The sequence below is a fragment of the Actinomadura nitritigenes genome (genome assembly GCF_017573545.1).
Lineage (GTDB): Bacteria > Actinomycetota > Actinomycetes > Streptosporangiales > Streptosporangiaceae > Spirillospora > Spirillospora nitritigenes.
Window position 1 is genome coordinate 93,644 of the sequence record NZ_JAGEOK010000031.1, and the last position, 21,623, is coordinate 115,266.

The following is a 21,623-nucleotide window of genomic DNA, read 5'->3' on the forward strand; positions in this document are numbered from 1 at the left end:
TCCCGGGGCCGCCCGACCGGGCGGCCCCGGCCGACGCAATCACACGAGCCACGAGACTGGAGTGCGGGTCGTTGATGGATGACAGGCGCGGTCTGCGCGGATCGGTGCGGACCAAGGACGGCTGGGCGGTGCGGCACGCCGTCGTCACGGTCACGGACCTGGCGGGCCGGCAGGTCGCGCGGGAGCAGACCGGGGAGGACGGCGTGCTCGCCGCCGGTCCGCTGCCCGCCGGCACCTACACGGTGATCGTCACGGCGATGGGGTTCCAGCCGACGGCGTCGACGCTGATCGTGCACGCGTCCGGCGCGGCGGACCTCGGCACGCTGGTGCTGGCCCGCGCGGGCGGCACCGAGCTGCCGCCGCCCGGCCCGTGGACGATCGACCCGGCGCACTCGAACGTCGGGGCGGTCGCGCAGCACCTCGGGCTGTCCAGCGTGCGCGGCCGGTTCGCCGCGTTCGAGGGGAGCATCGAGATCACCGAGCCGGTGGAGGCGTCCCGGGTGACGGCCCGGATCGAGGCGGCGTCCATCGACACCGGCAACAAGCTGCGCGACGACCACCTGCGCTCGGCCGACTTCATGAACGTCGACGAGCACCCGGTGATCTCCTACGAGGGCGAGGGGCTGACCGCGACCGGCCCGGACCGCTGGACGGTCCACGGCCGCCTCACCCTCAACGGGATCACCAACCCCGTCGACCTGGACATGCTGTTCCTCGGCAGCGGCGGCGACCCGTGGGGCGGGACGCGCGCGGCGTTCCGCGCGACGGCGGAGCTGCGCCGCACCGACTTCGCGATCCGCTACAACCAGATCCTGGAGGCGGGGATCGCGATGGTCGGCGAGAGCCTGAAGGTCGAGTTGGAGATCCAGGCCGTCCAGGGCACCGAGCTGCCCCAGGCCTGACCGGCACCTGAAGACGCGGGCGCCCGCGCAAGCGGAGGGCTCCCGCGCAAGCGGAGGGCGCCGGTCAGGCTGGTGCTTCGGCGGAGTGACAGGCGCCCGTCAGGCTCGCGCTCGGCGGGACGTCCTCGGGGGGCGTCCCGCGGCGCTGAGGGGGCGGGCGTCCAGTTCGGTGGCCGGGAGCCAGTGCAGAGCGGGGTCGTAGTCCAGCCAGCCGTGCTCCCGCGCCGCCGCCGCGAACTCCGCGAGCAGCGCCCGCAGCACCGGATGCTGCTCGCGGGCCCGCCAGATCAGCGACCACGAGTACAGCGGGACGGGATCGGTCAGCGGCACCGACCGGACGTCCGCCGGCACGGCCACGTCCGCCGGCAGCAGCGACACGTGCCCGGGCTCCTCGCGCAGGTGGTCGAGGAAGTAGTCCAGCCCGAGGTTGACCCCGCCGAACTCGCCGGACAGCCCGAACTCGGCCAGGAACCGGTCGAGGAAGTCGAGCCTGCCGATCTCGGCGGGGAACCACACCGTCGTACCGGCCAGGTCGGCGGGACGCAGCGCCGCCGCGCCCGCCAGCGGATGCGCCGCGCCCATCACCGCCGCCATCGGCGCCAGCCGCACCAGCCGGTGCGCCAGCCCGTCCGGCAGCGGCTCGTCCAGCGCGTGGACGCGGCCGAAGCCCGCGTCGCCGTCGCCGCGCCGCAGCGCCGTGACGACCTCGGACAGCCCCCGCTTCAGGTTCGGCTCGATCGGCAGGTCCGGACGGCGCGCCACGACCCGCCGGATCGTCCGCATCGGGTCGAACAGGTGGCCCCACACGTCCAGGCGCAGCGGCCGGTCGTCGCGCCGTGCCGCCACGATCGCGTCGTCCGCCGCCGCGAGCGCGCGCCGCGCCGGCTCCAGGAACCGCTCGCCCGCCGCCGTCAGCCGCACCGAATGCCCGGTGCGGTCGAACAGCCGCACGCCGAGGACGTCCTCCAGCCGCGCGATCCGCTTCGACAGCGCCTGCTGGGTGAGGAACAGCTCGCCCGCCGCGCGCCCGAAATGCAACTGCTCGGCGGTCGCGACGAACGCCCGCACCTGCGCGAGATCCAGGTCCACGCCGTCCAGCCTGCCCGACGACCGCCGGACGGGCCAAAGCGCGGGCCCGTCAGCGTCCCTTGAGCTCGCGGACGAGGGTGTCCGCGGCGGACCGGGTCGGCGAGCCGGTCACCACGACCTTCCCGTCCCTGATCGGCATGTCGACGCGCGGCAGGGTGATCAGCCGGTCGCGGACCACGAACGCCAGGTCGCGGCCGACGGTCGCGCTGGTCAGCCGCGCGAACGCCTGCCGGTCCACCGGCCGGAGCGTGAGCGCCACGTCGTACCCGGAGGACGACCCGCGCGACCTCTGCACCCGCAGGTCGGCGACCTTGTGGATCGCGATGCCCTGCGCGAGCCGGTAGCAGGTCACGCCGCCGGCGGACTGCCCGGTGATCCCCGGCGTCCCGGCCGGGCACTGCCCCGGCGCCGCCTGCGTCACCGGGTACACGTGCAGCGGGGCGGCCAGCGTCACCGGCTGCGTCCGCATGGACGAGGCGATCATGCCGCCGGTCACCGCGACGGCGGCGATCAGCAGCCCGAGCGTCAACACCATGATCACCAGCGCGGACCGGTGCTGGTCGGCGGCCTGGACCGGCTCCGGGACCGGCCGTTCCCGGTACGCCAGGCCCTGCCGGCGCGCGGCGCGGCTGCGCTTGGTCTCGGCCGCCGCGCGGCGCCGCTGCTCGGCGCGGGCCCGGCGCCGCCGGTCCGCGTCCGGGATCTCGGGCACCGGCAGCACCGCCGTGGACCGCTCCGGGCCGCGCGCGGGAACCGGTCCCGGCCGTTCGGGCGGCGTGAACCCCACCGCCCGCGCCGGCCCGGCCGGCGGCGGCCCCTCCGGCTCGGGGATCAGCGTGGGACCGGGCACCGGCTCGAACGGCTCCGGCTCCGGCGGCGTCCGGCCGGTGAGATCGTCCTGCCCCAGCGCCTGGGCCGGCGACGGGACCGTCCCGCCCCGCCCGAACGGCACGGGCTCGCCCGCTCGCGCCGCGTCCTGCCCCTGCGGGTCGTCCTGCTCGGCTCGCGCGCCCGGCTCGGCCGGCCGAGCCTGCTCGGGTGAGACGGACGGCATGGGCGCCGTGGCCTGCTCGGGCAGCGTTGCCTGCTCGGGCGGCGCGTCCTGCTCGCGCGGCGCGTCCTGCTCCTCCGGAGTGCGCTGCTCGTCCGGAGCGCGCTGTTCGAGCGGCGCCGTGTCCGCGGACGCGGCGGACCGCTCGGACGGGTCGAGGAGAGGGGCGGGCGGCGGCGGCCAGGCGAGCGGACGGTCCGGGGTCGCCGCCGGGGGAGGGCTGGGCGGGGCGGTGTCCTCTGCCTGCCGACGACCCTTGTTGCGGCGCGGAACGACCCGCATCGTCACCTCCCCGGGCTGACAAGATCTGCGACAGTCTTTCAGGATGAGACGGTGTCCCGCATCGTGTCGCGGCCGAACCCGGCCAACGATCGCCGATTGCTCATCCCGTGATGAACACTGCCCCGTCCGCGCGGTTCCGAAGCGCGGAAAGCCCGCCCCCGCGGTATGCGGGAACGGGCTTTCCGGAACGCCGACGGCGCCGGTGCCCGACCGGGGGACGGGCACTCCGGCGGTGCGTCAGTCGATGCGCCAGGTGTCGCCGCCGGCGAGCAGCGCGGCGAGGTCGCCCGCGCCCTGCGTCTCGACGGCCTCCTCGACCTGCGCGCGCATCAGCTCGTCGTAGGACGGGCGGTCGACGTTGCGGAAGATGCCGATCGGGGTGTGCTCGAACGCCGGCTGGTCGAGCCGCGACAACGCGAACGCCATCGACGGGTCCGGGTTCGCGGCGTCGTGCACCGCGATGTCCGACGCGGGGACGTCGGCGACGTTCACCACCTCGAACGAGCCCGACGGCGTCCGGCGCAGGGCCTTCTGCCGGTCGGCGCCGAAGACGATCGGCTCGCCGTCCTCCAGGCGGATCGTGATGTCGTCGCGGACGGCGGCGTCCTTCAGCGGGTCGAACGCGCCGTCGTTGAAGATGTTGCAGTTCTGGTAGATCTCGACCAGCGCGGTGCCGCGGTGCTCGGCGGCGGCGCGCAGCACCGACTGCAGGTGCTTGCGGTCGGAGTCGATGGTGCGGGCGACGAAGGTGCCCTCGGCGCCGATCGCCAGCGACAGCGGGTTGAACGGCGCGTCCAGCGAGCCCATCGGGGTCGACTTGGTGATCTTGCCGGTCTCGGAGGTGGGCGAGTACTGGCCCTTGGTCAGCCCGTAGATCCGGTTGTTGAACAGCAGGATCTTCAGGTTGACGTTGCGGCGCAGCGCGTGGATCAGGTGGTTGCCGCCGATGGACAGCGAGTCGCCGTCGCCGGTGACGACCCAGACCGACAGGTCGGGCCGGGACGTGGCGAGGCCCGTCGCGATCGCGGGCGCGCGGCCGTGGATCGAGTGGAACCCGTAGGTGTTCATGTAGTACGGGAACCGCGACGAGCAGCCGATGCCGGAGATGAACGTGATGTTCTCGCGGCGCAGCCCGAGTTCGGGCAGGAAGGACTGGACGGCCGCGAGGATCGCGTAGTCACCGCACCCGGGGCACCAGCGCACCTCCTGGTCGGTCTTGAAGTCCTTCATCGTCTGCTTCTCGTCGGTCTTGGGGACCAGGGAGAGCAGGCTGCGTCCGTTTCCGTTCACGGCGCCGTTTCCGTTGGTGTCACTCACTGTCGATCACTTCCTGGATGACGTCCTGCAGCTCCTCCGACTTGAACGGCAGGCCCCGGACCTGGTTGTAGCCGATGACATCGATCAGCAGCCGGCCGCGCAGCAGCATCGACAGCTGGCCGAGGTTGATCTCGGGGACGATGACCTTGTCGTAGGAGCGCAGCACCTCCGGCAGGTTCGCGGGGAACGGGTTGAGGTGCCGCAGGTGCGCCTGCGCCACGTCGCGGCCCTCCGCCCGGACGCGCCGGACCGCCGCGGAGATCGCGCCGTAGGTGCCGCCCCAGCCCATCACGAGGACGCGCGCCCGGCCGGACGGGTCGTCGACCGCGAGCGGCGCGATGTCGTTCGCGATGCCGTCGACCTTGGCCTGGCGGAGCCGGACCATCGTGTCGTGGTTGGCCGGGTCGTAGGAGATGTTGCCGGTGACGTCGGCCTTCTCCAGGCCGCCGATCCGGTGCTCCAGGCCGGCGGTGCCCGGGACCGCCCACGGGCGGGCCAGGGTCTCGGGGTCGCGCCGGAACGGCTCGAAGCCCTCCTCGGACGGGGCCGCGAAGTTCGGCTCGATCTTCGGCAGTGCCGCCACGTCCGGCAGCTTCCACGGCTCGGAGCCGTTGGCGAGGTAGCCGTCGGACAGCAGGATGACGGGGGTGCGGTACGTCACCGCGATGCGGGCCGCCTCCAGCGCCGCGTCGAAGCAGTCCGAGGGGGACTGGGGCGCGATGACCGGGACGGGCGCCTCGCCGTTGCGGCCGTACATGGCCTGCATCAGGTCGGCCTGCTCGGTCTTCGTCGGCATGCCGGTGGACGGCCCGGCCCGCTGCACGTCGATGACCAGCAGCGGGAGTTCCGTCGCGACGGCGAGGCCGATCGTCTCGCTCTTCAGCGCGATGCCGGGGCCGGAGGTGGTGGTGACGCCGAGCGACCCGCCGAACGAGGCGCCGAGCGCCGCGCCGACCGCGGCGATCTCGTCCTCGGCCTGGAACGTCCGGACGCCGAACCGCTTGTGCTTGGACAGCTCGTGCAGGATGTCGGAGGCCGGGGTGATCGGGTAGGAGCCGAGGTAGACCGGCAGGCCGCTCTGCACGCCAGCGGCGACGATGCCGAGGGACAGCGCGGCGTTGCCGGTGATGTTGCGGTAGAGGCCGGCCTCGTGCTCGGCCGGCTTGACCTCGTACTGCACCGAGAACGCCTCGGTGGTCTCGCCGTAGCTCCAGCCCGCCTGGAACGCGGCGATGTTCGCCTTCATGATCTCGGGCTTCTTGGCGAACTTGCGCTCGAGGAAGCCGACGGTCCCCTCGGTGGGACGGTCGTACAGCCACGACAGCAGCCCGAGCGCGAACATGTTCTTCGCGCGCTCGGCGTCCTTCTTGGAGATGTCGTAGCCCTCGAGCGCGGTCACCGTCATGGAGGTGAGCGGCAGCGCGTGCACCCGGTACTCGGCGAGCGAGCCGTCGGCGACGGGGTCGGCGGCGTAGCCGACCTTCGCGAGGTTGCGCTTGCTGAACTCGTCGGTGTTGACGATCAGGTCCGCCCCGCGGGGCAGGTCCCCGATGTTGGCCTTGAGGGCGGCCGGGTTCATCGCGACCAGCACGTCGGGCGCGTCGCCCGGCGTGAGGATGTCGTGGTCGGCGAAGTGCAGCTGGAAACTGGACACGCCGGGGAGGGTCCCGGCGGGGGCGCGGATTTCGGCCGGGAAGTTCGGCAGCGTCGACAAGTCGTTGCCGAACGCCGCCGTCTCCTGGGTGAAGCGGTCGCCGGTCAACTGCATCCCGTCACCGGAGTCCCCGGCGAAGCGGATGATGACGCGGTCGAGCTGCTGGACCTGTTTGGTCACAGAGGAAGACCTCCTCGACGCGCAGCACCCGTCCTGGGGGAGGCACCCAGGATCGTGATGCTACTAAGGCTTACCTTCATGGTATGTCCGGGATGGAATGCTGGTCTCGGGGATCGGGCCGCTCGGCGGTACGGCGGCGCCGGGCGTGCGTCCCGGTGCCGTCTGCTTCTCCGCCGGCGGCGGCCGTGGTCCGAGAGGCGCAGACCGCGGCCGTCGCTCCGCCCGTCATGTGCGACATCCCGCCCTCGGGGAGGTCATGACCCCGTACTTCAAGGGTTATCACCTCGGGTGGGAGATCACGCGTCCCGGCCGGATCCGGGCAGGTCCTAACCGGTGCTACGAGCCGGACGGGTCCCCGGGTTCACCGCTGAACACAGGGCGCTCGCCAGCCGGCACAGATCGACGTGCAGCCGCCTGACGAGCCGGGCGGGATGGGCCGGGGAGCCGTCGCTCCCCGAGGGCACGGAGTTCACAGCCGCAGTGTAGACAGGCTGAATTTCGTTCTGTTCAACCGGCCCCGGCCCCTCGGCGGGGGCCTCAGGGCCGGGTGGTGCCGCCCGTCCCGGCGGCGCGCGGCCCGGTCGGGGCGCCGGACTTCTCCGGCGCGCCGGACAGAGTGCTCTTCACCACCGCGCTCCGCTCCTTGTCGAGCTTCGCCAGCAGCGTCCTGACGTCCGCGGCGGTGAGCGCCTCGCCGACCACACGGGCCTGCGCCGAGTACGGGTAGGAGCCGGGGTGGTCGAGCGCCGACTTCACCCACGCCCGCCAGGCCCGTCCCGCGACGGTGCAGGTCAGCACGGACGACCGGTCCGACGGTACCGGCGCGGACGCGGTGCAGGACCCGAGCGGCGTGCCGCGGCTGGTGATCGACGCGTGCAGCGCCGCGCGCGCGCCGTCCGGCACCGTGTCCGGTGACGACAGCGTCGCCGGGACGCGCACCGTGCAGCCCGCCGTGTTCTGGTCGCAGTTGACGAAGGCGAGCTTGCCGGGGGCGAAGTGCAGGCTCGGGTCGGCGGCGCCGGCGAGCGCCTTCACCCGGGGCCGCAGCCGCGCGAACAGCGCGGCGGGGCTCGGCAGGTCGGCGACGCCGAACCGGGCGGCGTCGGCGCCGGCCGCCTGCACGGCGATCAGCCGGTACGGCGCCGCCGACGACAGCAGGTAGTTCGCGGCCGACGTCTTGATCTTGTAGGCGCGGACGCCGTTCACGGTCTCCGTGGGCGGTTTCGCGGGCGCCCTGGTGAGCGTCTTCGCGATCGCCTGCGCGCCCAGCACGTCCGGGACGTCGAAGCCGGGGACGGCGGCGGGCGCCTTCGACCAGCGGCCCGCGTAGTTGTCGGGATGCGCGCTCTCGCCCGCGTACTCGCGCCAGAACTGCGTGCCGGCCTTGATGTAGGTGCCGCCGCCCGCGGCCACGACCTCCGCGCTCAGCGCGCCCGCGGTCAGCGTGCCGACCGCCGATCCCGCCGCCGTGACCTGGAGGTCGGCCTGGACGGGGCGGCCGTTCGCGGCGGTCAGCGTGCCCTGGTAGCGGAACCCGGGGCCGGAGGTGAGCTGCCGTCCCGCCTCCAGCGCCCAGGCCGAGGGCGCGGTGGACGACGCCTTCGGGCGGGGCTTGCCGGGGCCGTCGTCGTCGGAGATGAACACCACGGCGACGGTCGCGGCGGCCGCCACGACCACGGCGACGCCCGCGCCGGTCGCCAGCCGCTTCCTGAGCCGACCGCCGTGCGGCGGCGGCCCGCCGATCCCGGGCGGCAGCGGCATCCCGGCCATCCCGGGAGGCGCGGCCATCCCGGGCATCCCAGGGTCCCCGGGCATTCCGGGGGCTTGCGGAGGCACGCCCGCGTCCTGCGGGTACATGCCCGCGTCCTGCGGGTACATGCCCGCGTCCTGCGGCGCCGGGCCGTGGTGCGGGAGGCCGTCCGGCGCGGTGGCGCCCGGCGCCGGCGAGGGCGGCGGCGCGGCGGGTGCGGTCCGGGGCGGGCCGCCGGCGACGAGGACGTCGTCCGGTGCGGGCCGGCCAGGTGCGGACTCCGGGGAAGGGTCGTCCTGATCAGCGCTCACAAGCCATAAGAATGCCCGACGATGCGAGCGGCCGGACCGGAAACCGTGCATCGCCGGGCATACCACCACCCGGGTCGGGGCGGCCGGCCTCCGCGCCGCCCGCCCCGACCTGCGGGCTCACTCGCTGTCGAGCCCGCTCTGCAGCGAGGCGACCTCCGAGGGCGTGGCCCCGATCACCTTGTACTGCGCGTGCTTGTAGAACGTGCCGCCGGTGGACTTGGCCCAGCTCTGCCAGGCGGAGGTGGCGATCCGGCAGCTCGCCCACACCGAGCTGGTGTCGTTGATCGTGATCGTGTCGGTGCAGTTGCCGAGGTCCCTGCCGGTCAGCGTGCCGGCGGTGATGTTGAACCGGACGTCGATCGTCAGCGGCGTGGACGCCCCGTAGGGCGGCCGGATCTTGGCCTCGACGGTGCAGCCGGAGTTGCTGTTGCAGCCGCCCTTCTTCCACTCGTCGACCGACGGGCGCGCCGACGCGTCGAAGGAGTTCTTCAGCTCGCCCATGCTGGTGCGCATGGTGGAGATGACCGTGGAGGCATCCGACGAGGACTTCGGCGTGACGTCCAGCGCGACGCGCGGCGTGGTCGCCTCGTAGCGCAGCAGCTCGGCGTCGTCGGCGTCGGTGATGTAGAGCGTCGAGGTGAAGGTGGTGAACTTCAGCGCCTTCTTGCCGGCCCAGGTCGTCTTCAGCGGCTTGACCTTGGCGGTCGCCGCGGCCCGCAGCTTGGTGGCCAGGGCGGTCGGCGACAGCTCCTGCTTGAAGTCGATGTCGAGCTTGTCGGCGCTCAGCCGGCCCCACTGCTGCCCGCTGCCGAGGTAGTACGGCGTGCCCTCGGTGCTCTCGATCTGGTCGCGCCAGTACGAGGCGTCGGCCTTCAGGAACAGCTTGCCGTCCGCCGACAGCAGCGTGACGTTGTCGCTGTTCCAGGTGACCGGGCCGGTCGCGCGGCCGCCCTTGGTGACGTCGAGCTGGCCCTCGATGTTGTCGGCGCCGCCGCCGAAGTCGCCCTTCAGCCCGACGACGCGCTCGGCGGCCATGGAGTCGGCCGCGGCCTTCAGCTTGTCCTCGGGCGACTTGCCGCCGCCGTTGGACGCCACGATGAAGACCACCGCGCCGATGATCAGGATCACCACGACGGCGCCGCCGACGAGCGCCGCGATCAGCGGGCCGCTGCTGCGCTTCGGAGGCGGCGGCATGCCGGGACCCATCGGGCCGCCGGGAGGCGGCGGGAAGAACGGCGGGGGTGTGCCGGGGCCGCCGGGACCGCCGTACCCGCCGGGGGGCGGCGGCGCGCCGGGGCCGCCGGGAGCGCCGGGAACGCCCTGGCCACCCGGGTATCCGGGGCCGCCCGGACCGGGGGCGCCGCCGGGACCCGCGGGAGGCGGCGGAGGCGGCCAGGAGGCACCACCCGGGTTCTCCCAGCCCGGGTTCGGCGGAGGGTTGCTCATCCGGTCACGTCCTTCCAGGTCAACTGACCTCAATGCGTTCTCTAGTGTGCAGCAAAACGATGACATTGTGATCCACCGAGGTGGAGGTACGACATCACACTCGCGCACGCCCTTTCGGGGATACTTGCTTGGACGCAGACGGGAGCGTGGCGGTGCATAACTATTTCGACTCATATGTCGCGCTTGCGGCGCTGGTGATCGCCGGTGGCGGCATCGTCGGCGGCGGCCTCGCCGCGAACCGGATGCTCCGCCCGCACCGCCCGACCGCCGAGAAGCTCACCACCTACGAGTGCGGCGTCGACCCGGTCGGCGACGGCTGGGCGCACTCGTACATCCGCTATTACGTCTTCGCCTACCTGTACGTGGTCTTCGCGGTGGACGCCGTGTTCCTGTTCCCCTGGGCGACGGTCTTCTCCGCCCCCGGCTACGGCGCCACCACCCTCGGCGAGATGTTCGTCTTCCTGGCCTTCCTCGCCGTCGGGCTCCTCTACGCGGGGCGCAAGGGCGTCCTGTCCTGGGTCTGAGCCCGCCGCTCGGCGTCCGGAGCCACCGGCGGGGCCCGTCCGGGCTGTAACAATGCATGCGTGGGCACCATCGATCTCCCGCCGCCGAGCGTCGGACCCCTGTCGCGGCTCGCGCCCAAGCCGGTCAAGTTCGTGCTCAACTGGGGCCGCCGCTACTCGCTGTGGGTCTTCAACTTCGGCCTGGCCTGCTGCGCGATCGAGTTCATCGCCACGTCGATGAGCAGGCACGACTTCATCCGGCTCGGCGTCATCCCGTTCGCGCCCGGCCCCCGCCAGGCGGACCTGATGGTCGTGTCCGGCACCGTCAGCGACAAGATGGCGCCCGCCGTCCGGCGGCTCTACGAGCAGATGCCCGAGCCCAAGTACGTGATCTCGTTCGGCGCCTGCTCCAACTGCGGCGGCCCGTACTGGGACTCCTACTGCGTGACCAAGGGCGTCGACCAGATCATCCCGGTGGACGTGTACGTCCCCGGCTGCCCGCCGCGTCCCGAGGCGCTGCTGCAGGGCATCGTCCACCTGCAGGAGAAGATCGCCGCCGAGTCGCTCGGCGACCGCTACGACGGCGGCGACCCGACGAGCCCGCCGCCCGCGCCGCGGCCGTTCTCGGCCACCGTCCTGCGCCGCCCCCTCCAGCCGCCGCCCTCGGACGAACCGGCCGCCGAGCCTGCGGCGCCGGAAGAGCCGTCGCCGTCGGACGTGACACTGCCCGTCCCGCCGCCCGAACCTCCGCCGGCCGCGGTGCCCGAGGCCGAGGACGTGCGTCCGGACGATGAGACGCGTCCCGTGCCGCCCGTCGAACCGGAGACCGAGGGGCCCCGCGACGTCGCGGCCGCCGAGGGCGAGACCAGGCCGTTGCCCGCCGCCGGGCCGGAACCCGCCGCCGAGCACGGTGCGGTCCGCCCCGACGACGAGACGCGGCCGATCCCCGCCATCGAGGACGAGCGCGCCGCCGAGGACGATTCCGCCACCGAGAACGATTCCGCCGACGAGCCGCACGCCGGTGAGCCGCGGTCCGGCGAGCCGCAGAGGAGCGAACCGCGGCGGCGGCCGCGGCACGAGCACGACCCGTCGATCATCCCGGGCCTCGCCGACGACGGGAACGACGACGAGATCGGGCGGAGCCGGTGAGCGCCGCCGCGGACCTGGCCGCCGCCTGGACGGACCGTTTCGGCGACGACGTGACGACCGAGGAGACGGCCGGCGGGCTGTCCGTCGGCGTGCCCGCCGACCGCTGGGTGGAGGCCCTCACCTTCGCCCGCGACGACCTGGCCTGCGGTTTCTTCGACTGGCTGACCGGCGTGGACGAGCTCGGCGAGGGCTTCGCCGTCGTCGTCCACGCGTACTCGCTGGAGCGGCGCCACCATCTGCTCGTCCGGACGCGGGTGCCGAGGGACGCGCCGTCCCTGCCGACCGCCACCGGCGTCTACCGGGGCGCCGCGTGGCACGAGCGGGAGACGGCCGAGATGTTCGGCATCGTGTTCGAGGGGCATCCGAACCTCGTCCCGCTGCTGCTGCCGGACGGCTTCGAGGGGCATCCGCTGCGCAAGGACTTCGTGCTGGCGGCGCGGGTCGCGAAGCCGTGGCCGGGCGCGAAGGAGCCCGGCGAGTCGGGGCACGGCGCGCCGAGCCGCCGCCGCGTCCGGCCGCCTGGCGTGCCCGACGAGGGCCCCTGGGCGGAGGTGGCGGAGCGCCGGCGGGCCGCCGGGCGCCCGCCGCGGGAGCGGGGTCCGGATGCTTGAGATCGTCGGGAAGCTGGTGCTGGTCGCGGCGGCGTTCGCGCTGCTGCCGCTGCTGGTCGGGCAGGCCGAGCACAAGGTGATGGCGCACATGCAGGGCCGTCTCGGCCCCATGTACGCGGGCGGTTTCCACGGCTGGGCGCAGCTCGTCGCGGACGGCGTGAAGTTCGCGCAGAAGGAGGACGTGGTCCCGCGCGACGCCGACCGGTGGGTGTTCAGGCTCGCGCCGGGCGTCGCGCTCGTTCCGTACCTGCTGGTGCTGGTCGTGGTGCCGGTCGGGCCGGGCGGGCAGGTCGCGCTGGACCTCGGCGTCGGGGTGTTCTTCGCGCTCGCGGTGATGGGGATCGGGGTGATCGGCGCGATCATGGCCGGCTGGGCGAGCGCGAACAAGTACGCGCTGCTCGGCGGGATCCGGGTCGCGGCGCAGCTGATGTCCTACGAGCTGCCGATGGTGTTCGCGGCGTCGTCGGTGGCGATGGCGGCGGGCACGCTGTCGCTGCAGGGCATCGTCGGCGAGTGGCGCTGGTGGTGGCTGCCGTGGCAGGCGATCGGCGCGGTGGTGTTCTTCGTCGCGGGCCTCGCGGAGCTGCGCCGCCCGCCGTTCGACATGCCGGTCGCCGACTCGGAGATCATCTTCGGCCCGTACACCGAGTACGGCGGGCTGCGGTTCGCGCTGTTCATCCTGGCGGAGTACGCCGGGATCGTGGTGCTGTGCGCGCTCACGGCCGTGCTGTTCCTCGGCGGCTGGAAGGGCCCGTTCCTGGACACCGAGCTGGGCTGGCTCTGGACGCTGATCAAGGTGGCGGTGCTGGCGTTCTGCGTGATCTGGCTCCGGGTCAGCTACCCGCGGATGCGCGAGGACCAGCTCCAGAGGCTCGCGTGGGCGTGGCTCGTCCCGCTGTCGCTGGCGCAGCTCGCGCTGACCGGCGTCCTCAAGGTCGCCTTCTCCTGAGGACTCTCACCTGCTCTTGCTGATCACTTCGCGCATCTCGTCCAATCGGTACCCGGGGGTCCAGGTGGCCCGTACGCCCCCCATCGATTCGATGGTGAGCATGTAGGCGGTGAAGGTCGCGTCGTCGGGTGCCTCGAAGATGCCGATCATGTGGTACTGCCCTCCCGGGGTCCATATGAGGTCCAGGAGCTGCACGCCGAACTGGGATGCGAACGTCTTCGCCTCTTCGACCCGGTCCGCCGTGTCCCAGAAATTCCGCACCCCTTGTTCCGTCCACTCCGCCAACGCGACGTACAGCGTCATGTGTCCCCCCGGCCTGGCCTGCCGCATCGGACCGCCGGCCGCCGTCAGGGCGGTCGTCCACCGCAGTGAATCCCAGGCGGCCGACGGTCTTTATTTCCCGAAATGTCGCGACGAATATCTCGGCCCAGCAAAACTCCGGCCAGCCAGTGCCCGCAGAGGGCATGGCGACGGGGAACTTCGCCAAGCCTTCCTCACGGACCTCCCTCTCAGGGAAGGAAGATCGTGTACTCGGCGAGCTGCGGCATGATCGCGGGCGGCAGGTCGCAGTCCACGGCCATCTCCTCGACGGAGACGAACGTGCCGTGCTCGTCCCGGTGCGCGACGACCCGCTCGGCCAGCTCCTCCGTCATCCCGGGCAGGGCCGCGATGATCTCGGCCGGGGCGTGGTTGGCGTCGACGAGGCCGCCGTCGTCGTAGGCGCGCGGGACGTCCGGACGGCCGATCCGCAGCTCGTGCGCGAGCGCCGGGTCCTCGGCGACGATGGCGCGGGCGTCGGCGCGCAGGTTCCGCCGGTACTTGGCGTACTCGACGGCGCTCTCGTTGTTGTGGCTGCGCGGGACCTCGCGGGGGTACACCTGGCGGCGGACGGCGAAGGCGTGCGCGGTCCCCGCGGGCCACAGCGTCAGCAGCAGGATGGTGCCGAGGGCGATCAGCAGCACGTTCCCGCTGTTCAGGGCGGCCAGCATCGTCACCAGGCCGATCCCGTAGCCGGCCGCGGCGGCCCCGTAGTTCCACGATCCGCGCTTCACGGCGGCGTAGAGGAACGTCACGGGCGTCGCGACCCCGAATGTGAGGAACGGCAGGATCGCCCACAGCACGCCGTTCGGCTGCTCGGGCGGCGGCGGAAGCGGCGGTACGGGGCGCAGCGGCGGGAGCGGATACCCGCCGGACCCCCAGGCCGGGGACCGGTCCGGCGGTCCCGGCGGCGGCACCGGACGCGGCGGGGCTCCCGGGGCCGCAGGGCCCGGTGCCGCCGGGCGCGGCGGCACGGCCGGATGCGGCGGCGAGGCCGCCGGAGGGGGCGGTGAGGCCGCCGGAGGGGGCGGAGAGACCGGAGGGGGCGGGGAGGGGACGGGCCGCGGCGGGACGGGCGGGGGCGGCACCGCGGTGCCGCCCGGCGGCGTGAAACCGTCCGGCTTGGTCGTGCCGTGCACCGGCATGCCGCCCGGCGGCGTCCCCTGCACGGGCGTCCCGCCCGGCGGCGTGGCGCCCGGCGGCGTGGAGGACTGCGGGCGGGCGTGGTCGGCTCCGTGGTCGTACTGTCCGTCCGCATGGTGGCTCACATGTCCTCCTTGCCCGCAGGCGTACAGGAGCGCGGACCGCGGGTGCCCGCGTATCGTCCGACGAACGCGGAACCCGCCGCGTTCCACCGCGGCGTTTCGTGCGCAATCATGTTGCGCGTGGGACGGTTGCCAGGAGGCGGGCTGGCCAAGGGGCTGGCCGTCACGTTGCGGACTATGACGCGGCGCTCCATCACGCGTCAATACCCCGAGGTGCAGCCCGATCTGCCCCCGCGCAGCCGGGGGGTGATCGCGCTCTTCGAGGAGAACTGCACCGTCTGCATGCTCTGCGCACGCGAGTGCCCCGACTGGTGCATCTACATCGACTCGCACAAGGAGACCGTCCCCGCCGAGGGCGGCGGGCGGCCGCGCGTCCACAACGTCCTCGACCGGTTCGCGATCGACTTCGCGCTGTGCATGTACTGCGGCATCTGCATCGAGGTCTGCCCGTTCGACGCGCTGTTCTGGTCGCCCGAGTTCGAGTACGCCGAGTACGACATCGCGGAGCTGACCCACGAGAAGGAGCGGCTCCGCGAGTGGATGTGGACCGTCCCGCCGCCGCAGGCCCACGATCCGGCCGCCGAGCCGCCGAAGGAGATCGCGGCGGCGGAGAAGGCGGCGGCGCGGGCCGCGCGGCGCCCGTCCCGCCCGCCCGGCCCGCCGGGGAGTCCGGGGACCGGGCGATGAGCGGCCAGGAGATCGTCTTCACGCTGCTCGGGGTGGTGGCCGTCGGGGCCGGGATCATGGTGGTGACGACGCGGCGGCTCGTCCACGCGGCGCTGTGGCTGGTGCTGTCGTTCGGCGCGCTCGCGGGCGGCTACCTGGTGCTGACCGCGGAGTTCGTCGCGTGGGTGCAGGTACTGATCTACGTCGGCGCGGTCGTCGTGCTGCTGCTGTTCGGGATCATGCTGACGCGCGCGCCGATCGGCGACTCCGCCGACCTCGACTCCGGCAACCGGTGGGCCGCCGCCGCGGTCGCCGTCGCCACCGCCGCGGTCCTCGTCACGGTCATGGTCATGGGCTTCCGGGACGAGCGGATGCCGCTGCGCGCGGGCGGCGGATCGGCGAGCGCGCTCGGCGCCGGCGTGTTCCGGACGTGGGTGCTGCCGTTCGAGGTGCTGTCGGTGCTGCTGCTGGCCTCGCTGGTCGGCGCGATCGTCCTGTCCCGCACCGACATCGGCTCCGGCCGCTCGGGCGGCTCCGGCCGCTCCGGCCGGGGGAAGGGGCGCGGCTGATGCACCTGGCCTACCCGACCGTCGTCGCGGCGCTGCTGTTCTCCGTCGGCGTGTACGGGGTGCTGGCGCGGCGCAACGCCATCCTCGTCCTGATGTCGGTCGAGCTGATGCTGAACGCGGTGAACCTGAACCTCGTCACGTTCGACATGCGGTTCCGCGACCGGCTGCACGGCGGGCAGGTGCTCACCCTGTTCACGATCGTGATCGCGGCGGCGGAGGTCGGGCTCGGCCTGGCGATCGTCCTGCTGGTGTTCCGGAACCGGCAGATGGTCGACATCGACCGGCTCCGCTCGCTGTCCGAGTCCACCGACGAGTCCGACGACGAGGCGGGCGGCGAGGCGGGCGGCGAGGCGGGCGGCGAGGCGGGCGGCGAGGCGGGTGGGCCCGAGCCGGAGCCCGCCGCCGAGACCGGCTCGGAGACCGGTCCCGAGCCGGTCGAGGAGGCGGCGCCGTGATCTGGCTCGCGTCCCTGGCGATCCTGCTGCCGTTCCTCGCCGCGTTCGCCGGCATGCTGTCCGGCCCCGCGCTCGGGCGGCTGCTGCCGGGCTCGCCGCGCCGCGACGGCCCGGCGCTGATCGCCTGCGCCCCCGTCGCCGTCTCGCTCGTCCTGTCGGCGATCGTCGCGTTCGTCGTCTGGCAGGACCCCGGCGAGCGGACGGGCTCCCTGGCGGTGATCGACACCGGCTCGGTGCCGATCCGGGTCGGGCTGCAGGTGGACGGCCTGTCCGCGGTCGTCGCGCTGATGGTCTGCTGCGTCGCGCTCGCCGTCCAGGTGTACTCGGTCGCCTACATGGACGGCGACCGGCGCTACTCGTCCTACGCCGCCTTCATCTCGCTGTTCACCGCCGCGATGCTGCTGGTGGTCCTCGCCGGGGACCTCATCGTCCTGTACGCCGGCTGGGAGGTCATGGGCATCTGCTCGTACTTCCTGATCGGCCACCACTGGGAGGAACGGGCCAACTCCCGCGCGGCCGTCAAAGCGTTCCTGGTGACGCGGCTGGGCGACGTCGGCTTCCTCATCGGGATCATCGTGCTCGGGGTGGGCGCCCGCACGTTCGAGATCCACGGCGTCCTGACCCGGGTCTGGACGATGCCGGGCTCGACGCTCACCGCCGCCGCGCTGCTGCTGCTCGCCGGCGTCGCGGGCAAGAGCGCCCAGTTCCCACTGCACACCTGGCTTCCGGACGCCATGGCCGGCCCGACGCCGATCAGCGCGCTGATCCACGCCGCCACGATGGTCGCGGCCGGCGTCTACGTCGTCGCGCGGCTGTACGGGGTGTTCGTCGCCGCGCCCGGCGCGCTGGCCGTCCTCGGCGTCGTCGCGGTGATCTCGATGGTCGGCGCGGCGCTCGCGGCCCTCGCCCAGGACGACCTGAAACGCGTCCTCGCCTACTCGACGATCAGCCAGCTCGCCGTGATGGCGGCCGCGCTCGCGGTCGGCGCGAGGTCCGCGGCGATCTTCCACCTGCTGGCGCACGGCGCGTTCAAGGCGCTGCTGTTCCTCGCCGCCGGCTGCCTGATCGCGACCACCGGGTCCACGCTGCTCGCCAAGTACGGCGGGCTGCGGCGCGGCATGCCGATCACCTTCTGGTCGATGACGGCCGGGTACGCGGCCCTCGCGGGCGTCCCGCCGTTCAGCGGCTGGTTCAGCAAGGACTCCGTCATCGAGGCCGCCGAGCACGCCGCCCTCCACGGCCACGACACCGCCGAGGCAGGCTGGTTCGCCTACGCCCCGCTGGCCCCGGAGGCGGCACCGTCGATACCGCCGCCCTCGGCGCCGCCTTCGATGCCGCCCCTGAGCGGCCTCTCCGGTGACCTGTCCTCCATGGGAGGCCGGCCGCCGTTCAGCGACCACATCGTGGGCTACGCGAACATCCCGCCGGGCGAGCTGTCCACGAGCGTCGCCTCCATCGACCTGCCGTCCTGGGTGGCGTGGCTGGTCTATCTGGGGTTGCTGCTGACGGTCGCGCTGACGGCGGCGTACGCGACGCGGGCCTGGCTGATGACGTTCTTCGGGGAGCCGCGCGGGACGTACGAGATCCGCGAGCCGTCGAGGTTCATGTCGTGGACGGTGGCGGCGCTGGCGGTGCCCGCCGCGATCCTGGGGTTCTTCGGGCTCGGCGCGAGCGAGTTGCGCCCGCACGCCGGCCCGGCGCTGCTCGGCATCGCGCTCCTGGCCGTCGGCGGGGGCGCGGTGTACCTCCGCTGGAACCGGGACCCGGCGTCCGACCCGGCGGTGGCCCTCGGGCCGGTGCGCCGGGTGTTCGCGCGGGGCTTCTACGTGGACGAGCTGTACGCGACGGCGATCGTCCGCCCCGTCCAGGCCCTCGCGCGCGGGGTCGTGGGGTTCGACCGGCGCGGCGTCGACGCGGCCGTCGTCGGGGCCGGACGGGGCGCGCGGCGGCTCGGCGGGCTGCTGCGGATCACGCAGAACGGCAACCCGCAGACGTACCTGACGGGCCTGCTCGCGGGCGTCGTCGTCATCACGGCCCTGGTGGTGATCTTCCGGTGATCTTCCTGTGGATGATGGCGATCCCGCTGTTCGGGGCGGTGGCGCTGCTCGTCCCGGCGGACCGGTTCCTGCGCACCGAGTTCGCCGTCCGGGCGTTCGGGACGGGCGTGTCCGCGGCGGCGCTGCTCGTCGCGGTCTCCGCGCTGACCGCGTTCGACTTCGGCGACACCTCGCGGACGCAACTCCAGGCGGACTGGGCGTGGTCGCCCGCGATCGGCCTGCGGTTCCACCTCGGCGCCGACGGGATCTCCCTGCCGCTGGTCGTGCTGACCGCCCTGCTGACGTTCCTGTGCTTCCTGTACACGCTGCGGCATCCCCCGGCGGGCGGGCGGATCCGGCTGCTGACCGCCCTGCTGCTCGTCCTCGAGATCGGCCTGATCGGCACGTTCACCGCCCTCGACCTCGTGCTGTTCTTCGTGTTCTTCGAGACCGTCCTGATCCCGATGTACGTGGTGATCATGCTGTGGGGCGGGGACGGGCGCCGCGCCGCCGCGACCAAGTTCATCCTGTACACGCTGCTCGGGTCGGGCCTGCTGCTCGCCGGGATGCTGCTCGTGGCCGTCAACGCGGGCACCCTCGACATGGTCCGGCTGGCCGCGCGGCACGGCTCCGGTGTCTCCCACGGCGTCCAGATCGCCGCGTTCGCGCTGATGGCCGTCGGGCTCGCGGTGAAGGCGCCGATGTGGCCGCTGCACACCTGGCTGCCGGACGCGCACACCGAGGCCCCGACCGTCGGGTCCGTGCTGCTGGCGGGCGTGCTGCTGAAGATGGGCACCTACGGGCTCGTCCGCGTCGCGCTGCCGCTCGCGCCGGACGGCGCGCAGGTGTGGGCGCCGTGGCTCGGGCTCCTCGCCGTGATCGGCATCATCTACGGCGCGCTCGCCTGCCTCGCCCAGCGCGACCTCAAACGGATGATCGCGTACTCGTCCGTCGGGCACATGGGGTTCGTGCTGCTCGGCATCGCGACGCTCACCCCCGTCGGGATCAACGCCGCGCTGTTCGGCAACGTCGCGCACGGCCTGATCACCGGGCTGCTGTTCTTCCTGGCCGGAGCGGTGAAGGACCGCTGGGGCACCACCGACATGGACCGGATCGGCGGCGGCATGCTCGGCACCGCGCCGCGCCTGGCGTCCGTGCTGACCTTCGCGTCCGTCGCCTCGCTCGGGCTGCCGGGCCTCGCCGGGTTCTGGGGCGAGATGCTGGCGATGGTCGGCGCGTACCGTCCGCACGCCGACCTGCCGCGCGGCGCGTTCGTCACGTTCATGGCGCTCGCCGGGATCGGCGCGCTGCTCACCGCCGGCTACTTCCTGCGCATGCTCGCCAAGATCACCCACGGCCCGGCGCCGGAACCCCTCGGGTCCGGTCCGGGCGCCGCGGTGTCGGCCCAGGAGTACGCCGCCTGGGTCCCGCTGATCGCGCTCACCCTGCTCGTCGGGCTGTGGCCGAAGACCCTGCTGGACGTGACCGCCGCGCCGGTCCGCGCGCTGTTCGGAGGCGGCTGATGATCCAGGGCATCGACTACGCGGCGATCGCGCCGCCGCTGATCGTCGCCGTCGCCGCGCTCGCGCTGCTGCTCGCCGACGCGTTCGACGCCCCGCGCCGCGTCCTCGGCCTGGCCTGCGGCGGAGCGCTCGCCGCCGCGCTGGTCGCGGTGATCGCGCTGGCGCCCGGCGACCGGCGCGCCACCTTCTGCGTGCCGGACGCGCTGCGCGGCGGCGGCCCCCGCTCCTGCTCCTACGTCACCGACGACTTCACCCTGCTGTTCCAGGGCCTCGTGCTCGCCGCGGCCCTGGTCGTCGTGCTGCTGTCCCTCCAGGAGATCACCGACGCGCGGATCCCGGCGGGGGAGTACCACTTCCTGCTGCTGTGCGCGGTGATCGGCGCCCTGACGCTCGTCGCCGCCCGCGACCTCATCCTGCTGCTGGTCGCGCTGGAGACGCTGTCGCTGCCGGTGTTCGCCCTCGTCGGCCTCCGCCGCTACGACGGCCGCGCGTCCGAGGCCGCGCTCAAGCTGTTCCTCGTCTCCGTCGTCTCCACCGCGATCATGCTGTTCGGCATCTCGCTGGTGTACGGGACGACCGGCGCCATGCACCTCGACCGGATCGCGCCCGCCCTCGGCCGCGTCCCCGCCGACCTGGACCCGGTCGCCGCCGTCGGCGTCGTCCTCCTCCTCGCCGGGTTCGCGTTCAAGGTCGCCGCCGTCCCGTTCCACTTCTGGGCCCCGGACGTCTACGAGGGCGCGCCGCTGCCCGTCGCCGCGTTCCTGTCCGTCGTGTCGAAGGCCGCCGGGTTCGCCGGCCTCGCCATCGTCCTCGCCCTGGGGCTCCCCGCGTACGGGGACGTCTGGGGGCCGGTGATCGCCGTCCTGGCCGCGCTCACCATGACCCTCGGCAACCTCGTCGCGCTCCGCCAGCGGACCGCGATCCGGCTGCTGGCCTGGTCGTCCGTCGCCCAGTCCGGCTACATGCTCGCGCCCCTGTCGGTCGGGTCGCACCGCCTCCCCGAGGCCGTCGCCGCCACCACCGCCTACGTCGCGCTCTACGCCGTCATGAACCTCGGCGCGTTCACCGTGGTCACCGGGTTCGCGCGGCGCCGGCTCGACGGTGCCCGGCCGTACCGCGACACCCTGGACGGCTACCGCGGCCTCGCCCACCGCAGCCCCGCCACCGCGACCGCCCTGGCGTTCTTCCTCATCTGCCTGGCCGGCCTCCCGCCGGGCGTCATGGGGCTGTTCGCGAAGGTCGTGGTGTTCCGCGCCACCGTCGCGGGGGGCGTCACCTGGCTCGCCGTGATCATGGCGATCAACACCGCCATCGGCCTGTACTACTACCTCGCCTGGGCCGTCCGGCTGTTCACCCCGCCGGTCCGCCCGTTCGCCGACCCGCTGCCCGGATGGCCCGTCCGCGCCGCCCTCGCCGCCACCGCCGCCGGAGCGGTCGTGCTGTCGGTCGCGCCGCAGATCGTCCTCCAGACCGTCTCGGCCGCCACCTAGCCTGGAAGAGGGGCCACCCGGCCCGGCCGGCGACCGCCCGCGAAGTCGGGAACGTCGCGGCTGGTCACACCGTTGTTGTTCATGGCGGGTTCGGACGGGGAGGCGGT

At 73.4% G+C, this 21,623-nt stretch carries 19 protein-coding genes and 1 pseudogene; 11 read left to right on the top strand and 9 right to left on the bottom strand.

Annotation, left to right across the window (positions count from 1 at the left end):
• Positions 1–74: 74 nt before the first annotated feature.
• Entirely contained in the window at positions 75–902 is an 828-nt protein-coding gene (locus J4557_RS37510) for a YceI family protein (RefSeq protein ID WP_208271550.1), read from the top strand.
• Between the two features lie 99 nt (positions 903–1,001).
• On the opposite strand, the gene J4557_RS37515 is transcribed toward J4557_RS37510, so the two are convergent.
• The 7 genes from J4557_RS37515 to J4557_RS37540 form a co-directional block, all read right to left on the bottom strand.
• Entirely contained in the window at positions 1,002–1,991 is a 990-nt protein-coding gene (locus tag J4557_RS37515) for a LysR family transcriptional regulator (RefSeq protein WP_208271551.1), read from the bottom strand.
• A 49-nt stretch (positions 1,992–2,040) separates the two neighbouring features.
• Entirely contained in the window at positions 2,041–3,324 is a 1,284-nt protein-coding gene (locus J4557_RS37520) for a SecDF P1 head subdomain-containing protein (protein WP_208271552.1), read from the bottom strand.
• A gap of 237 nt (positions 3,325–3,561) precedes the next feature.
• The gene (locus J4557_RS37525; protein ID WP_243776981.1) at positions 3,562–4,554 is read right to left on the bottom strand and encodes a 2-oxoacid:ferredoxin oxidoreductase subunit beta; all 993 of its coding nucleotides are present in this window, start codon (positions 4,552–4,554) and stop codon (positions 3,562–3,564) included.
• A gap of 79 nt (positions 4,555–4,633) precedes the next feature.
• Entirely contained in the window at positions 4,634–6,475 is a 1,842-nt protein-coding gene (locus J4557_RS37530) for a 2-oxoacid:acceptor oxidoreductase subunit alpha (RefSeq protein WP_208271554.1), read from the bottom strand.
• A 326-nt stretch (positions 6,476–6,801) separates the two neighbouring features.
• A complete protein-coding gene (locus tag J4557_RS52265) occupies positions 6,802–6,948 on the bottom strand; it encodes a putative leader peptide (protein ID WP_360740877.1) in 147 nt (48 codons plus the stop codon).
• A gap of 64 nt (positions 6,949–7,012) precedes the next feature.
• Entirely contained in the window at positions 7,013–8,536 is a 1,524-nt protein-coding gene (locus J4557_RS37535; protein ID WP_208271555.1) for a LolA-like protein, read from the bottom strand.
• Between the two features lie 117 nt (positions 8,537–8,653).
• Entirely contained in the window at positions 8,654–9,982 is a 1,329-nt protein-coding gene (locus J4557_RS37540) for an EGFR-like transmembrane domain-containing protein (RefSeq protein WP_208271556.1), read from the bottom strand.
• A 152-nt stretch (positions 9,983–10,134) separates the two neighbouring features.
• Here J4557_RS37540 and J4557_RS37545 point away from each other — a divergent pair, with 152 nt between their 5' ends.
• From J4557_RS37545 to J4557_RS37560, 4 genes are read left to right on the top strand one after another with little or no spacing between them, the layout of a single operon-like run.
• On the top strand, positions 10,135–10,506 hold the full coding sequence (locus J4557_RS37545) for an NADH-quinone oxidoreductase subunit A (protein WP_307800426.1): 372 nt from the start codon (positions 10,135–10,137) through the stop codon (positions 10,504–10,506).
• 60 nt (positions 10,507–10,566) lie between these two features.
• Positions 10,567–11,634, top strand: a complete 1,068-nt coding sequence (locus J4557_RS52530; RefSeq protein ID WP_208271557.1) for an NADH-quinone oxidoreductase subunit NuoB — start codon at positions 10,567–10,569, stop codon at positions 11,632–11,634.
• A complete protein-coding gene (locus J4557_RS37555; protein ID WP_208271558.1) occupies positions 11,631–12,245 on the top strand; it encodes an NADH-quinone oxidoreductase subunit C in 615 nt (204 codons plus the stop codon). The genes J4557_RS52530 and J4557_RS37555 overlap by 4 nt, the downstream gene beginning before the upstream one ends.
• Complete coding sequence (locus J4557_RS37560; RefSeq protein WP_208271559.1) at positions 12,238–13,194, top strand: complex I subunit 1/NuoH family protein; 957 nt, start codon at positions 12,238–12,240, stop codon at positions 13,192–13,194. The genes J4557_RS37555 and J4557_RS37560 overlap by 8 nt, the downstream gene beginning before the upstream one ends.
• A gap of 6 nt (positions 13,195–13,200) precedes the next feature.
• Here J4557_RS37560 and J4557_RS37565 read toward each other — a convergent pair whose 3' ends face one another.
• Positions 13,201–13,497 carry a GYD domain-containing protein gene (locus J4557_RS37565; RefSeq protein ID WP_208271560.1) on the bottom strand — a complete coding sequence of 99 codons (297 nt, stop codon included), beginning with the start codon at positions 13,495–13,497 and terminating at the stop codon, positions 13,201–13,203.
• Between the two features lie 206 nt (positions 13,498–13,703).
• Entirely contained in the window at positions 13,704–14,780 is a 1,077-nt protein-coding gene (locus J4557_RS51225) for a ComEA family DNA-binding protein (protein WP_307800427.1), read from the bottom strand.
• A gap of 117 nt (positions 14,781–14,897) precedes the next feature.
• On the opposite strand from J4557_RS51225, the gene J4557_RS37575 reads away from it, so the two are divergent.
• From J4557_RS37575 to J4557_RS37600, 6 genes and pseudogenes are all read left to right on the top strand, one after another.
• Positions 14,898–15,464: a NuoI/complex I 23 kDa subunit family protein gene (locus tag J4557_RS37575; RefSeq protein ID WP_307800428.1), complete on the top strand. Its 567-nt coding sequence runs from the start codon at positions 14,898–14,900 to the stop codon at positions 15,462–15,464.
• The gene (locus J4557_RS37580; RefSeq protein ID WP_208271561.1) at positions 15,461–16,012 is read left to right on the top strand and encodes an NADH-quinone oxidoreductase subunit J family protein; all 552 of its coding nucleotides are present in this window, start codon (positions 15,461–15,463) and stop codon (positions 16,010–16,012) included. The genes J4557_RS37575 and J4557_RS37580 overlap by 4 nt, the downstream gene beginning before the upstream one ends.
• Positions 16,012–16,341: pseudogene (nuoK, locus tag J4557_RS51910) on the top strand (NADH-quinone oxidoreductase subunit NuoK); the annotation flags it as partial. The gene J4557_RS37580 and the pseudogene nuoK, both read left to right, overlap by 1 nt.
• Positions 16,342–16,463: 122 nt before the next feature.
• On the top strand, positions 16,464–18,524 hold the full coding sequence (locus tag J4557_RS37590) for an NADH-quinone oxidoreductase subunit 5 family protein (protein WP_208271563.1): 2,061 nt from the start codon (positions 16,464–16,466) through the stop codon (positions 18,522–18,524).
• Positions 18,521–20,026: a complex I subunit 4 family protein gene (locus J4557_RS37595; protein WP_307800429.1), complete on the top strand. Its 1,506-nt coding sequence runs from the start codon at positions 18,521–18,523 to the stop codon at positions 20,024–20,026. The genes J4557_RS37590 and J4557_RS37595 overlap by 4 nt, the downstream gene beginning before the upstream one ends.
• Positions 20,026–21,516, top strand: coding sequence for an NADH-quinone oxidoreductase subunit N (locus tag J4557_RS37600; protein ID WP_208271564.1), 1,491 nt, complete (start codon positions 20,026–20,028; stop codon positions 21,514–21,516). The genes J4557_RS37595 and J4557_RS37600 overlap by 1 nt, the downstream gene beginning before the upstream one ends.
• Positions 21,517–21,623 lie beyond the last annotated feature (107 nt).

Excerpts from the sequence above, each read along its gene's own strand:
- J4557_RS37510 (WP_208271550.1), top strand. The coding sequence starts at position 75 with ATGGATGACAGGCGCGGTCTGCGCGGATCGGTGCGGACCAAGGACGGC.
- J4557_RS37520 (WP_208271552.1), bottom strand. The coding sequence starts at position 3,324 with ATGCGGGTCGTTCCGCGCCGCAACAAGGGTCGTCGGCAGGCAGAGGAC.
- J4557_RS37525 (WP_243776981.1), bottom strand. The coding sequence starts at position 4,554 with ATGAAGGACTTCAAGACCGACCAGGAGGTGCGCTGGTGCCCCGGGTGC.
- J4557_RS37540 (WP_208271556.1), bottom strand. The coding sequence starts at position 9,982 with ATGAGCAACCCTCCGCCGAACCCGGGCTGGGAGAACCCGGGTGGTGCC.
- J4557_RS37560 (WP_208271559.1), top strand. The coding sequence starts at position 12,238 with ATGCTTGAGATCGTCGGGAAGCTGGTGCTGGTCGCGGCGGCGTTCGCG.
- J4557_RS37565 (WP_208271560.1), bottom strand. The coding sequence starts at position 13,497 with ATGACGCTGTACGTCGCGTTGGCGGAGTGGACGGAACAAGGGGTGCGG.
- J4557_RS37580 (WP_208271561.1), top strand. The coding sequence starts at position 15,461 with ATGAGCGGCCAGGAGATCGTCTTCACGCTGCTCGGGGTGGTGGCCGTC.
- J4557_RS37600 (WP_208271564.1), top strand. The coding sequence starts at position 20,026 with ATGATCCAGGGCATCGACTACGCGGCGATCGCGCCGCCGCTGATCGTC.